The sequence below is a fragment of the Pseudovibrio sp. SCP20 genome (assembly GCF_057774105.1).
The window spans coordinates 239,182-253,794 of sequence record NZ_JBYMDH010000003.1 but is presented as its reverse complement, the minus strand read 5'-3'; the positions used below and the strand labels follow the sequence as shown (position 1 = coordinate 253,794).

Sequence of the window (14,613 nt, the reverse complement as noted above, 5' to 3'; positions counted from 1 at the left end):
GTTTGTTAAAAATTAGAGGTTCCGTGCCTTCTTTAGGTATTTCAACAAACCTTGGGTCGAACTGTCCTTGTTCGCTGCGGATTGACTGCCTTCAACCATTGGTAAAAGTTGAGTCGCGAGTTCTTTTCCTAGTTCAACACCCCACTGGTCGTAGGAGTTGATGTTCCAAATTGCGCCTTCAACAAAGACGCGATGCTCATAGGACGCGATCAATCTACCCAGTGTGAATGGATCGAGACGATCATAGATGAGGGTGGTTGAAGGCCGGTTACCCGGGAACACCTTTTGTGGAGCTAGTTTGGCAATCTCTTCTTCAGACTTGCCATCTTTACGAAACTTGTCTTCAACCTCTTCCAAAGAGCGACCGCGGAGCAGGGCTTCACTCTGGGCAAGGCAGTTGGCAAGCAGGAGGTTGTGGTGGTTCTGCAGGTCGTCTTCGTGACTGTTGGCAGCAACGAGGAACTCGCAGGGGATGATGCTCGTTCCCTGGTGGATCAGCTGGTAAAATGCGTGCTGACCGTTGGTGCCAGGCTCGCCCCAGACGATTGGACCGGTTTCAGTTTCAACAGCAGTGCCGTCTTTGGTGACGCTCTTGCCGTTGGATTCCATATCCAGCTGCTGCAGGTAAGCAGGGAAGCGGGAGAGGCGCTGATCGTATGGCAGTACTGCGCGGGTGTCGTGACCCAACACGTTGCGATGCCAAACGCCGACAAGGCCCATCAGGAACGGGATGTTGTCTTCGATCGGTGCGGTGCGGAAGTGATTGTCCATGGCATGTGCACCGCCGAGGAAGTCGGAGAATGCATCCGGACCAATGGCGATCATGAGTGGCAGGCCGATGGCTGACCAGATGGAGTAGCGACCGCCAACCCAGTCCCAGAATCCGAAGACGCGTTCTTCGGAGATGCCGAAAGCTGCGACTTTGTCCAGAGCGGTGGAGACTGCTGCAAAGTGTGCACCAACTGCTTCTTCACCGCAGTGCTTTGCGATCCATTTGCGTGCGGTTGCCGCATTGGTCATGGTCTCAATCGTGGTGAAGGTCTTGCTGGCGATGATGAACAGCGTGGTTGCCGGGTTCAGCTTCGCCAGTGTGTCAGCGATATGAGCGCCATCGACGTTGGAGACGTAATGCAGGTTCGGACCGTCGTGATAAGGAGCCAGAGCCAATGTGGTCATAACAGGACCGAGGTCGGAACCGCCGATGCCGATGTTGACCACATCGGTGAACTTCTCGCCGGAATAGCTGGTGATCTCGCCAGAGCGAATGCCTTCTGCGAAGTCACCCATGTTGACGAGCACTTCGTTGATGTCCGGCATGACGTCTTTGCCGTCGACCAGAACAGGGTTCTCGGACTGATTGCGCAAAGCAGTGTGCAGAACAGCGCGGTCTTCAGTGGTGTTGATGTGCTCACCTGCGAACATGGCATCGCGCTTTGCTTCCACGTTGGCAGCGCGTGCAAGCTCAAGCAGGAGCTCGAGGGTTTCTTCGGTTAGCTTGTTCTTGGAGAAATCGAAGAGCAGGTCATCAGCAGAACGGGAGAACTTGTCGAAACGAGAAGGATCTGCAGCGAAGAGATCAGTAATCTTGGTGGAATGAATGGCCTGAGCGTGCTCTTCAAGGCGCTTAAAGATATCTTTTGGATTTGCGGTCGGCATCAAAGCCTCCATTTATTCTTGTAATAGCTTCTGGCTGGCAGCGAGTATCGCGCCTTGCCAATTTACCCAAAAGCAGCCTGCGCGCTTAGTAAGGCGTGCAAACTGCTTTAAAGCTTTGTTTTTATGCGTACTCTTACCCGATAGCCGGTGTCTGCTTATCGAGAATGTCGGCAGGTCTTTGATGTAAGACCCCGGGTAAGATATTCAATGCAATCAATCGTGATGGTTCGCGATCAAACAGTCAATGCAGCTGCTTCGCGTGCCCGCTTTTCAATGCCTGCCCAGTCTTCAGATTCAATTGCTTTTGCATCTGCAATCCAGGAGCCACCAACGCAGAGAACGTTTGGCAGCGCGAGGAAGTCACGTGCATTGCCAAGGTTGATACCACCAGTTGGGCAGAATTTAGCCGCTGCCAGTGGAGAAGACAGACCTTTCAACATGGGAGTGCCACCGGCTGGTACTGCTGGGAAGAACTTGAGGCGCTCGTAGCCAGCTTCCAGAAGCTTCATCACTTCGGAAGCTGTCCCCGCGCCCGGCAGAAGAGGTGCCTGCGGGAAGTCTTCTGCTGCCGCGATCAGATTGTCTGTTGCGCCCGGTGAAACAACAAAGGTGGAGCCCGCTTTGACTGAGGCTTCGTACTGCTGATGATTGAGGACAGTGCCTGCACCAACGAGTGCGCCTTCCACATTGTCAGCCACTGCTTTGATGCAATCCAGTGCGTTTGGAGTGCGAAGCGTGATCTCAATGCCCGGAATACCGCCACGAACGAGCGCTTCTGCCATTGGAACTGCTTTTTTAGGGTCATTCACAATGAGAACTGCGATCACCGGGGCGGCGGTCATGATTGCTTCTACACGCTCGATATTCTGAGCCATTACACTGTCTCCATTGCGCTGACCACGTCAGCATTCCTTTGGGTTTTGATAGTCTGCTCCAGATTGAAAACGCGTGCGCCAGTATCGGCAGAGCTCACGTTTGCTCTGAAGCTTGCGAATAATTCTCGTCCCGTTCCACTCTGGCAGCTTTGCAGGTCTGCCAGGGTGATTTCACGTAGGGCTAATTCTTCAGCTGGAACAAGCAGTTCCAGAGTGCCGTTAACTGCATCGAGGCGTAGCAGGTCGCCGTCTTTCACTTTGGCAATCAGGCCTCCGTCTTTTGCTTCGGGAGTAACATGGATTGCAGCTGGAATCTTGCCACTTGCGCCGGACATGCGGCCATCGGTTACAAGTGCGACTTTATAGCCTCGGTTCTGCACAACACTGAGTGGTGGTGTCAGTTTATGAGCCTCTGGCATGCCGCAGGCTTGCGGGCCCATGTAGCGCAGCACAACAACCACATCTTTGTTGAGCTCGCCTGCTTTGAAAGCTGCTTCAACACCTTCCTGCGTATGGAAGACCTGAGCGGGAGCTTCGATGATGTGTCTGTCTGGAGCAACGGCGGAGCTTTTGATGATGGCCGCGCCAAGGTTGCCTTTGAGGACTTTAAGGCCACCGTCCTTATTAAATGGAGCGGACATTGGTGCGAGGATTGTCTCGTCCAGAGCTTTTGCTGGTGCAGGTTTGCGAAGAATACTGCCGTCATCATTCAGGAAGACGTTGACTGTGTAACCATCCAGCCCTGTGCCGTTGACGGTTTTGACGTCTTCATGCAGCAAGCCTGCGCTGAGCAGTTCGCGGATGAGGAAGCCCATACCGCCAGCAGCTTCAAAGTGGTTTACATCGCTCTTGCCGTTTGGATAGACGCGTGCCAGCAGCGGGATGATTTCTGAGAGGTCTGAAATATCCTGCCAAGTGAGCTGAATGCCAGCTGCTGCAGCTACCGCAACGAGGTGCATGGTGTGATTGGTTGAGCCGCCTGTTGCGTGCAGGCCGACAACACCGTTTACGATCGCACGCTCATCGATGATCTCATAGAGCGGCGTAGGGGTGCTGCGCTGTGCTGTAAGCTCAACAACCTGCGCAACGGCTTCTTCGACCAGTGCTTTGCGCAGTGGTGTCAGCGGATTGATGAAGGAGCTGCCTGGCATGTGCAGGCCCATTATCTCCATGAGCATCTGGTTGGAGTTTGCTGTGCCGTAGAAGGTACATGTGCCCGGAGAGTGGTAGGATGCACTCTCTGATGCCAACAGTTCTTCGCGCGTGGCTTTGCCTTCGGCAAACAGCTGGCGGATACGGGCTTTCTCATCATTGGCGATGCCGGAGGTCATTGGGCCAGCAGGGAGGAAAATTGCTGGCAGGTGACCGAAGGACAGTGCGCCGATCAGCAGACCGGGAACGATCTTATCGCAAACACCGAGGAATACGGCGGCGTCGAACATACCGTGGGACAGGCCAACAGCGACGGACATGGCGATCAGGTCACGAGAGAACAAGGACAAGTCCATGGCGGGCTGGCCTTGTGTGACGCCATCGCACATGGCTGGCACTCCACCTGCGACCTGGGCGGTTGCCTGAATTTTGCGGACTGTTTCGCGGATGATTTCCGGGTAGCTCTCGTAGGGCTGATGTGCTGAGAGCATGTCGTTGTAAGCGGTGATAATGCCGAGGTTTGGCTGCTTGTCTGTGGCGAGGTGCTGCTTATCTGCTGTCGGGCAGGCTGCAAAGCCGTGCGCGAGGTTGGTGCAGCCAAGGTTTGTGCGTTGTGGTGCGTTGGTGTGCTGCGCCTTCATGCGACGAAGATAGTCTTGTCTGCTTGTAGCGCTGCGCTCGATTATGCGATCTGTAATCTCTTTGAGGCGAGGATGAACCATGTCTTGTGCTCTGCCTTTTGTTCTTTGACTTTTCATCAGCCAAACCGAACGGCCCTTGGTGGGATTGGGAGGAGGAGAATCCCTGTATTTAGCCGTTTTAATCGATTTAAATTCTGAGCCTAATTTTTATTCTGACAACTCTGCCCATAGGCAACTTTGATTGTTTCGGGGATTGGCGCAAGTGGGAGAAATACTTGCTTGGGTGAAGAGGTGCCGGTGGACCGGCACCTGATGCTTAATCAGTAGGTTTCATCATGCCATGTACGGCCATCACGCTCGATGAGGGCGATGGAGGCTGATGGGCCCCAGGTGCCTGATGTGTAAGGCTTTGGAGCTTCTTTGACCTGGGACCAGTGCTCAAGGATCGGGTCAATCCACTTCCATGCAGCTTCCACTTCGTCGCGGCGCATGAACAAGGTCTGGTTGCCACGGATCATATCCATGATGAGACGCTCATATGCATCTGGATGACGGGAGCTGAAGGCTTCCGCAAAAGTCATGTCCAGCGGCACTTCACGCAAGCGCATGGAGCCTGGGCCCGGGTCTTTAATCATGACCTGCATCTTCACGCCTTCATCAGGCTGTAGACGGATGACCAGTTTGTTTGCTGCGATCCGGCCTGCGTCTGGCAGGAAGATGGAGTGCGGCAGGTCTTTGAACTGGATGGTGATTTCAGAAACACGAGCAGCAAGACGCTTACCGGTGCGCAGGTAGAATGGAACGTTGGCCCAACGCCAGTTCTCTATATCCACCTTTGCTGCTACGAACGTTTCGGTGCTTGAATCGTCGCGGCCCAGCTCTTCCAGATAGCCCTTTACAGCACCACCTGCGGAAGCGCCAGCTCGGTACTGACCGCGCACGGTGTTGCGTTCCACCATTTCAGCGCTCATTGGGCGCAGGGCTTTGAGAACCTTCAGTTTTTCATCGCGAACACTGTCTGGTGCCATGGACTCAGGTGGTTCCATTGCAACGAGACAGAGGAGCTGGAGCAGGTGGTTCTGCACCATATCGCGCAGAGCGCCCGCGGTGTCGTAATAGCCAGCGCGGCTTTCGACACCCAGCGTTTCAGCCACGGTGATCTGAACGTGATCGATGTGAGCTGCATTCCAGAGCGGTTCGAACAGTACGTTGGCGAAGCGCAGAGCCATGAGGTTCTGTACGGTTTCTTTGCCGAGGTAGTGGTCGATACGGAAGATCTGGTGTTCTTTGAAGACAGAACCGATGGTTTCGTTGACTTCGTGTGCAGACTTGCCGTTTTTGCCGATTGGCTTTTCGATGGTCACGCGGGACTTTTCTGTCACCAGATCGTGCTCACCGAGAGCGGAACAGATTGGGCCAAAGAAATCAGGAGAAACAGAGAGGTAGAAGGCACGGACAACGTCTTCGCGGCCAGAGAGCTTTTCTTCCAGCGCTTCCCAACCGGTGTTCTGTGCAACGTCTACTGCAACGTACTGGATACGAGCGAGGAAGCGTTCCAGTGCTTCCTGATCTACTTCAGCCACATGCTCGCAAATGGCTTTGCGGGCCCAGTCGCGGTATTCGGTGTCGCTGAGCTGACGGCGGGAGACGGCGATGATGCGGGCGTCCTCACCCAGATGACCGACTGGTTCGCGGTGATAGAGAGCCGGGAGTAGCTTGCGGTGTGCAAGGTCGCCGGTGCCTCCAAATACAACGAGATCAAATGGGTCTGATTGAGTTGGACGGTTCGCCATGGAGTTCCCTTAGTCGTGAGCCGGTATCGGATATCCGACTTCAATTGCTTGGCATGCGTTTTTCAGTTGGAGAAATTGCAGGAGCAAGCCCGCAGGCCAACTGAATTAAATTTGATTGTAGAGTTGCGAGAGGCGCGGATCTGAGGCCGCAAGCTCGGCAGCTGGGCTGCTCTTATGTGCGTCAAAACTCATACAAAGGTTGCATTTATGAAATTGCACCTCTGTTTGATGCGGGTTTCATCAAATTGCAAGCAAAAATACGAATGTGCCTAGAAAGTAGGCAAATCAGACTGCCGAAAGGAGATCTGGAGACCAAAAAAATCTTGTTTCTGTGGGTTTTGTTTTCTCACTGACATGATTTGTACAATTCCAACAAGCATTTGTATTGGCGGCATTGGGGAGCTCGCAATCTTTTGCTAGGCTTGCCCCTAGGGAAATAGAAATGAGGGAGCAACCCAAGTGCTTCCTCTGGGAGGACATCACATGGGATCTCGCCAGCAGAAGATTGCCGGTTTAAAAACACTCATCGATCAAGGGCAAGGCAATGCGCCTGCTGATCTTGTGCTGAAAAATGTTGAGCTGTTCAGTGTAATCGATGGCAGTCTGACGAAGACCGATATTGCAATCTCAGGCGAGAAGATTGTTGGCACCTATGACACGTATGAGGGTGTCGAAGAGATAGATTGCAGCGGTAAGATCGCTGTTCCCGGCTTCATCGATACTCATCTGCACGTGGAATCATCTTTGGTCACTCCTTTTGAATTTGACCGGTGTGTGCTGCCCCATGGTGTGACGACAGCGATTTGTGACCCGCATGAGATTGCGAATGTGACTGGTGCGGCAGGTATCAAGTATTTCCTCGATAGCTCGTTGGAAACCATTCTGGATTTGCGGGTAAACCTTTCTTCCTGTGTGCCTGCGACCCAGTTTGAAACAGCAGGCGCACGGCTGGAGATTGATGACCTAATGCCGTTCAAAGATCACCCGAGTGTCATTGGTCTTGCAGAGTTCATGAACTTTCCGGGTGTTCTGGCAGGTGATCCTGATGCCTTGGCAAAGATTGCGGAGTTTGAAGGCGAGCACATTGATGGCCATGCTCCGCTGGTGCGCGGCAAGGCGCTGAATGGGTATCTTGCTGCGGGTATTCGTACAGATCATGAGGCGACGACAGCAGAAGAGGCGCTAGAGAAAATCTCCAAGGGGATGACAATCCTAATCCGTGAAGGGTCTGTTTCCAAGGATCTGGATGCGCTGGCTCCGGTGCTTACCCCTGAACGGGCAAGCTTTGTGGCACTGTGTACGGATGACCGGAACCCGCTGGATATTGCGGAAGAGGGACATCTGGACAGTCTCATCAAGCGTTTGATTGCGCATGGATGTGCGCCGCGTGATGTCTATCGGGCTGCGAGTTGGTCTGCGGCCAATGCGTTTGGGCTTCGTGATCGTGGCTTGCTCGCGCCGGGATGGCGTGCAGATATCGTGCTGCTGAATGATCTGGAAAGCTGCGATGTCAATCAGGTGATTAGTGGTGGCCGCGTTGTCACCAACGCGTTGTTTGCAGGCCGTAAGCTGGTTGAACCGGAAGGATTGCTGGATAGCTGCCATGCTGAACCGGTGCATGCTGAGAGCTTCCGCGTACCTGCGCAACGGGAAACCTCTGTGATTGGGGTGAAGCCAGGGCTCATCATCACTGAGCACTTAAAGATGGATCTGCCGGTTGAGCATAACTTCTCCCAGATCGATCTGGGACAGGATGCTATCAAAGTGGCGGTTGTGGAGCGTCACGGCAAGACAGGCAACATCGCGACCGGTTTCGTGAATGGCTTTGGCATGACAGCCGGGGCAATTGCATCTTCTGTTGGGCATGATAGTCACAACATCTGTGTGGTGGGTGCTGACGAAGAAGCGATGGCGACGGCGGTGAACCGATGCATTGCACTGCGTGGTGGCTTTGTTGTTGCAGATGGTGATCAGGTGCTGGCGGAGATGGAATTGCCGCTTGCAGGGTTGATGAGTCTGGAGCGATTTGAGGTGGTCAAAGAGCGTTTGGAAGAGCTGCGTGCTGCCGCAAAATCGCTCAATTGTGTGCTGCCGGAGCCGTTTTTGCAGGTCGCATTCTTGCCTCTTCCGGTTATTCCCCACCTTAAAATTACAGATTTTGGCTTGTTTGATGTGTCGAGTTTTCAGCTCATACAATAGAGCAGGGCGTTGATATCTCTGAGTTTCTCTAGAAAAAATCAGTGGAATGGAAGAAAGTGTCGCATTGAAGTTCAATCGTATGTCTGGGTTGACGTAATGGTCAGCCTGTCCCAAATTCCACGCAAAGCATGATGAAATAAGGTTTTTCTGATATGTTGCGCACATGAACCTTGGCGCTCAGCTTCGGTTTCCTGTCAACTTCGTCTGAAGAACTATAATAATTCGGGGAGGAGATCTGCGCATGGCGACAGGTCGTGAGGGACAAGTGGAATTTCCAATTCGTACTATCGATAGCTATCTGGATGATACCGTAAAGAACTATGCGCATCGTCCTGCTATCTACTTCATGGGCAAAACAACAAGCTACGGCGAATTGGGAGATTTCGTTGAGCGTGCTGCGGGTGCCCTGCAAGCGATGGGCGTAAAGAAGGGCGACAAGGTTGGCCTTTGTCTGCCAAACACGCCGTACTACACCATCTTCTATTTCGCGATTATGAAAGTTGGCGGCGTCGTCGTGAACTTCAACCCGCTTTATGTTGAGCGTGAAATTGCGTTCCAGGCGCGGGATTCTGGTGCACGCATCATGGTGACTATGGATCTTTCCGTGATCTATGACCGTGTTGAAGCTGTTCGTCAGGAAGGCGCGCTGGACAACATCATCGTCTGTCCAATGGCTGACATCTTGCCTCAGCCTAAGAAGCTGCTGTTCCAACTGTTTAGACGTAAAGACGTTTCCAACATTCCTGCTGACAGTGCTCATATCCGCTTCAAGGATTTCCTTGCGAAGTCCAAAGGCGTAACGCCGGTTGCGATTGAGCCTAAGGAAGATGTTGCGATCCTGCAGTACACCGGTGGTACGACCGGTGTGCCGAAGGGTGCGATGCTGACGCATTACAACATCACCTCAAACATGGAGATGTTGGAGAGCCACTACGGTGGCTTGAAGCGCGGTTACGAGAAAACGCTCTGCGTGCTGCCGTTCTTCCATGTGTTTGCGATGACCGTGCTGCAGAACCTTTCTATCCTTGGTGCTGCAGAAATGCTGCTGATGCCGCGGTTTGATCTGAAAGATCTGCTGGATCTGGCTGCCAAGAAGAAGCCGACACTGTTTGCTGCGGTGCCAACGCTCTACACTGCGATCAACAACAGTGAGCTGACCAAGAACTACGATCTGACTTCAATCCGCTATTGTATGTCTGGTGGTGCGCCGCTTCCTGTGGAAGTGAAGCAGAAGTTTGAAGCGCTGACCGGCTGTGTTCTGGTGGAAGGCTATGGCCTGACCGAGAGTTCTCCTGTGGCCTCTGCGAACCCGATGGACGGAACAGGTAAAGACGGCTCTATCGGCGTTGTGATGCCGGGTACAACTGTTGAGTTCCGCGATCTGGATGAGCCTGAAAAGGTTGTTGCTCCGGGTGAGAAGGGTGAGCTTTGCATTATTGGCCCCCAAGTGATGAAGGGCTACTGGAACCGTCCTGATGAGACTGCCAAGACGCTGGAAGGCGGCCGTGTGCTGCATACCGGTGATGTTGGTTACATGGATGAGGACGGGTTCATCTTCCTCGTGGACCGCATCAAAGACCTGATCATCTGCTCCGGTTACAACGTGTATCCGCGAGTGATTGAGGAAGCGCTTTATCAGCATGCGGCTGTGGCTGAAGTGATCGTGATTGCGATCCCTGATGGATATCGCGGTCAGGCGCCGAAGGCCTTTGTGAAGCTGAAGGATGGTCAGAGCGCGACTGAAGATGAACTCAAAGAGTTCCTGAAGGGGCATATCTCCAAGATCGAGATGCCTAAAGCGATTGAGTTCCGTGATGAGCTGCCAAAGACCATGGTTGGCAAACTCTCCAAGAAAGAGCTGGTTGAAGAAGAAGCTGCCAAGACGCGTGCAGCTGAAACGGCGACCTGATGTTCTGCTAATAGACAAAGAAAAAGCCCTCGCAGTTTGCGAGGGCTTTTTTGTTGGAGAGGTAGATCTGCTCTAGTGCGTTTTAGACGGGGCTGTTCCGGTTGCCACTTTCTTGCCCAGCACTGTTTCACGGTGCAGGGTGTATAGGGAGGCTGCAACGATGATTGCGCCGCCGAGGTAAGTGGTCCAGAGCGGCCAGACACCAAAGATCACGACCGAGATAATCGCTGCGTAGACGAGGCGAATATAGTCGAATGGTGCAATTGCCGAAGCTTCGCCAAACTTGAGGGCCTGAATGTTGCTCATCTGAGCACCCCAGCTGACGCCAGCCAGACAGAGCAGCAGGATTGCGTCGTTCAGGTCAATGGAAACCCAGTTGTAGATGCCGAACGGAGCCATGATCAGGCCGACGAAGGTTGCCTGAAAGGTCAGGATCGTGATGGGCTGGTCTACCTGAGTGACCTTGCGCAGGATGATGCCGACCAGTGCAGCACATGCTGAGGCGAGGATCGCCATGAAGCTGTAGATGCTCATTTCCGCGCCGGTACCGGGCTGAACGATGATCATCACACCTAGGAACCCTAGGATAGTTGCGGATATACGGTGAACGCCGATGACTTCTTTCAGAAAGAAGACGGCGAAGATCGTGATGAAAAATGTGCGCGCAAACCCAATCACTGTGCTTTCAGCAAGTGGCAGGTGAATGACGGCTGTGAACCCGAAGTACATTGCTGAGGAAGCAAGCAGGATGCGTCCCAGATGAAGCAGTGGAGCCTGTGTTTTGAGTGAGCCCGGAAAACCTCTGATGATGACCGGTGCTGAGATCACCAGCATGAAAAACTGGCGAAGCATAAGGATTTGAGTAACGTGTAGACGGTCGCCGAGCAGCTTAATGATTGTGCTCATAACGGCCATAAGAAATGTTGCCAGAAGGGCCCAGCAGATGCCGCGTGTATTGTTAGACAGGCTTTGCCATTTTTCGGAAAACCTTGTTTTTAACGCAGCAGGTGATGAGCTGCCTTCAGGCTCTGCTGAAGGAACAGGCATGTAACTGCTTTCGAAGCTGCCTTGTTACCGGCAAAAGGACCAGACCCGATGTCCGGTGCAAAATGGTGCGCACCTGTGCGGCGTGCAAATGTAACAAGGATCAGATGGGTGTATGACTTAAATAACCTAATGTTCGCGGTTTGGTCAAATTCTAAAACAAATTTTAGATTGAGAGTTTCGACAGAGAGCGCGAAGCTCCTGACAACTTAGAGCTACAAATATCTCTCCGCATTTTGCTCCAGATGATGTGTTAGTGACGTTAAGTTACTCTGGAAACAACACCTCTGTGGTGCACCAGAAAACACTTGCAGGTTGAGAAAACCACTGTACGTTCTCTGCTGATACGTAAAAAGCTGTATTGGGAGGTGCGGTGTTGGGTCGCTCTCCAGATTTTTGAGGTTTTCATGAATCAGGTTGCTACACCGAAGTTTGGAGTTGGTGCTCCCGTTCGCCGTAAAGAAGATGCCGCTTTTATCTCCGGGAAGGGTCATTATACGGATGACCTGAAAGTGGAAGGTGCGGCGCATGCCGTTGTTTTGCGGTCTTCTTTGGCGTTTGCAAAGTTCACTCTGGGAGGATTGGATGATGCGCGGGCGATGGATGGTGTGCAGCTGGTTCTGACTGCGGCGGACATTGAGGGGACGAACTCTATTCCGTGTAAAGCAGTGCTTCGGCAGCTGGATGGCACGAAGCACTGGGTGCCTCATCGTGAAGTTCTTTGTTCTGATACAGCTCGGTTTGTTGGTGATGCGCTGGCCTTTGTTGTGGCCGATACGGTGGAACAGGCGCGTGCGGCCATGGAGATGATTGAGGTAGACTATGAAGATGTCGATCCTGCAATCGGAACCGAGGCTGCGCTAGAGGATGGTGCGCCGCTGGTGTGGCCAGAGCATGGGTCCAATGAAGCCTTCAATATTGGGATGGGTAACAAGGATGCGATGGAAGAGGCCTTCCAGAATGCGCACCATGTTACCAAGATCAAGGTGGTCAATAACCGTCTGGTCTCCAATGCGGTGGAGCCGCGGGCCTGTATTGGTGAGTTTGATGGCGACAGTGGACGTTACACACTGACCACCGGAACGCAGGGCGGACATGCCATGCGTGACCTGATTGCCAAGAACATACTCAACGTTGACCCAAAAGATATCCGCGTTGTGACGCCGGATGTGGGCGGTGGCTTTGGAACCAAGATGTTCACCTATCTTGAGTATCCGCTGTGTCTGATCGCTGCGAAACGTCTTGGCCGTCCGGTGAAGTGGCTTCAGGAACGGACTGAGCACTTCATGTCTGATGCGCATGGCCGGGATAATGTATCCACGGCTGAGCTTGCGCTCGACGAGAACGGCAAGATGATTGGCCTCAAGGTGCATGTGCTTGCAAACATGGGTGCTTATCTGCACGAGTTTGGTCCGGGCATCCCTCAAGTCGGCATCACGATGACCTCTGGTCTTTATGATATCCCCGCCACATGGGTGGAAGCGACTGGTGTTTACACCAACACGGTGCCAGTGGATGCTTTCCGCGGAGCAGGGCGTCCTGAGGCGCTTTATCTGATGGAGCGGCTCGCTGATAAGGCTGCGCATGAGATGGGTATGGATCCGGCTGAGTTCCGTCGTAAGAGCTTTATCCCCGATGAGGCCTTACCTTATACAACAGCGCTCGGACGCATGTATGATACTGGTTCCTTCGGTGCTCATCTGACAAAGGCGTTGGACGAGATCCATTACGGCACTTTTGCGGAACGAGAAGCAGAGAGCAAAGCCAAGGGTTTGTACCGTGGTATCGGTCTGTCAACCTATGTGGAGGCCTGTGCCTTTGCGGGTGGTGAAGAGGCCAAGCTCGAGCTGAACAAGAACGGCAGTGTGACATTGCTGATCGGTACGCAGAGTAACGGTCAGGGCCATGCGACAGCTTATGGTCAGGTGATTACTGAGTATCTTGGTTTGCAGCTTGATCAGGTTGAGATGGTGCAGGGGGATACGGACCGTGTGGCGACCGGTGGTGGCACTGGCGGATCCCGATCGATCCCGATTGGATTGCCTTCTGTGAAAGCAGCCTCTGAGACGCTGGTTAAAAAGATCAAGGAGATCGCCAGTGAAAAGCTGGAGGTTGGTGCAGTGGATCTGACGCTTGAAGATGGGCAGGTGCGTGTGGTTGGAACCGACCAGCAGATCAGCCTTGCTGATGTGGCGGGATCTCAGCCAGATACCTTGAGCGCTGCGGAAAAAGTCATGCAGGATGAGTGTACTTATCCGAATGGCACGCATGTGTGTGAGGTGGAGATTGATCCGGAAACTGGGAAGACGGACGTGGTCAACTATGTGATCGTGGACGACTTCGGTGTGACGGTGAACCCAATGCTTCTTGCTGGTCAGGTACATGGCGGTGCCGGGCAGGCGATCTCTCAGGCGCTGTGTGAGAACACGGTTTATGATGAAACCGGACAGCTGCTTTCAGCATCCTTCATGGACTATCATGTTGCGCGTGCTGATGATTTGCCGAGTTTCGACTTCTCGACAAGCAACGTTCCTTCCACGACAAATGCGATGGGCATTAAAGGGGCTGGTGAGGCTGGTTCTATTGGGGCGGCGCCGGCGGTGATGAATGCTGTGCAGTATGCGCTGCGCAAGAATGCTGGGGTTGAGCATATAGATATGCCCGCGACGCCGGTTGCTGTGTGGAGCGCTATTCAGGACGCTCAGGGCTGAGCGAAGCAGCTCGCAGACATTGACGTGAGATTGTGCAGGCGGGCTGGTGTCCCGCCTGTTTTCGTAGGTATCAGAATGCTTTGAAGGTAATGATAGTTCTGGTGTCCTGGATGCCTTCGAAGACCTGTACCTTGTTGGCAACGAAGTGTCCGATGTCTTCATCGTCGTTGATATAGAACTTGGCCAGCAGATCGAAATCCCCGGAAGTGGAGTAGATCTCGGAGGCGACTTCCGCGTCTGCGATGGCGTTGGCAACCTGATAGGTTTTTCCGAGCTGGCATTTGATCTGTACAAAGAACGGAATCATTAATCTGCTATCCTTCTGTCCCGTAAGCCTGTTTTGTCTTTCCGGGTGCGCTCAAAATTGAGTTTGCGTTGTTTTGTGAGCATTTTGCGTTGAAGCTGCGTTTTTTTGCAAGCTTTTGCGTTTTTTAAGCGAAATCTACCCCCAGTTGCCTATTGTCGCGGCCTCTCGTTTCCCCTTGCAGTTCGCCCGTGGGTTTGCTAGCAAAAAATTCTAACCAATGGGGGTGCTCGGTAGTGACTGCCGGGCTGAGAGGCAGAAGGCCAACTCCTAGAACCTGATCCGGGTCGTGCCGGCGGAGGGAATTGGGATGAGTACCAAGGTAATCG

At 53.2% G+C, this 14,613-nt stretch carries 9 protein-coding genes and 1 riboswitch; of the genes, 3 read left to right on the top strand and 6 right to left on the bottom strand.

Annotation, left to right across the window (positions count from 1 at the left end; all coding sequences use genetic code 11):
* Positions 1-12 precede the first annotated feature (12 nt).
* From pgi to zwf, 4 genes are all read right to left on the bottom strand, one after another.
* Positions 13-1,656, bottom strand: coding sequence for a glucose-6-phosphate isomerase (gene pgi, locus AC3CB2_RS13790; protein ID WP_352933374.1), 1,644 nt, complete (start codon positions 1,654-1,656; stop codon positions 13-15).
* Between the two features lie 233 nt (positions 1,657-1,889).
* Positions 1,890-2,531: a bifunctional 4-hydroxy-2-oxoglutarate aldolase/2-dehydro-3-deoxy-phosphogluconate aldolase gene (gene eda, locus AC3CB2_RS13785; RefSeq protein WP_054782722.1), complete on the bottom strand. Its 642-nt coding sequence runs from the start codon at positions 2,529-2,531 to the stop codon at positions 1,890-1,892.
* Positions 2,531-4,405 (bottom strand): phosphogluconate dehydratase, encoded by a 1,875-nt coding sequence (gene edd, locus AC3CB2_RS13780; RefSeq protein ID WP_352933372.1) that lies wholly within the window; start codon positions 4,403-4,405, stop codon positions 2,531-2,533. Before edd ends, eda begins: the two co-directional genes overlap by 1 nt.
* A 239-nt stretch (positions 4,406-4,644) precedes the next feature.
* Positions 4,645-6,117 (bottom strand): glucose-6-phosphate dehydrogenase, encoded by a 1,473-nt coding sequence (gene zwf / locus AC3CB2_RS13775; protein WP_352933370.1) that lies wholly within the window; start codon positions 6,115-6,117, stop codon positions 4,645-4,647.
* Positions 6,118-6,600: 483 nt separating this feature from the next.
* On the opposite strand from zwf, the gene ade reads away from it, so the two are divergent.
* Entirely contained in the window at positions 6,601-8,316 is a 1,716-nt protein-coding gene (ade, locus tag AC3CB2_RS13770; RefSeq protein WP_352933367.1) for an adenine deaminase, read from the top strand.
* A 241-nt stretch (positions 8,317-8,557) separates the two neighbouring features.
* Positions 8,558-10,225: a long-chain-fatty-acid--CoA ligase gene (locus AC3CB2_RS13765; RefSeq protein ID WP_352933365.1), complete on the top strand. Its 1,668-nt coding sequence runs from the start codon at positions 8,558-8,560 to the stop codon at positions 10,223-10,225.
* A 72-nt stretch (positions 10,226-10,297) separates the two neighbouring features.
* On the opposite strand, the gene AC3CB2_RS13760 is transcribed toward AC3CB2_RS13765, so the two are convergent.
* Positions 10,298-11,272: a DMT family transporter gene (locus tag AC3CB2_RS13760; RefSeq protein ID WP_008547450.1), complete on the bottom strand. Its 975-nt coding sequence runs from the start codon at positions 11,270-11,272 to the stop codon at positions 10,298-10,300.
* A 404-nt stretch (positions 11,273-11,676) separates the two neighbouring features.
* Between AC3CB2_RS13760 and AC3CB2_RS13755 the strand changes: the two genes are divergently transcribed.
* A complete protein-coding gene (locus tag AC3CB2_RS13755) occupies positions 11,677-13,980 on the top strand; it encodes a xanthine dehydrogenase family protein molybdopterin-binding subunit (protein WP_352933363.1) in 2,304 nt (767 codons plus the stop codon).
* A 70-nt stretch (positions 13,981-14,050) separates the two neighbouring features.
* On the opposite strand, the gene AC3CB2_RS13750 is transcribed toward AC3CB2_RS13755, so the two are convergent.
* A complete protein-coding gene (locus AC3CB2_RS13750) occupies positions 14,051-14,287 on the bottom strand; it encodes an Lrp/AsnC ligand binding domain-containing protein (protein ID WP_008547452.1) in 237 nt (78 codons plus the stop codon).
* A 209-nt stretch (positions 14,288-14,496) separates the two neighbouring features.
* Positions 14,497-14,605, top strand: a riboswitch (TPP riboswitch).
* Positions 14,606-14,613 lie beyond the last annotated feature (8 nt).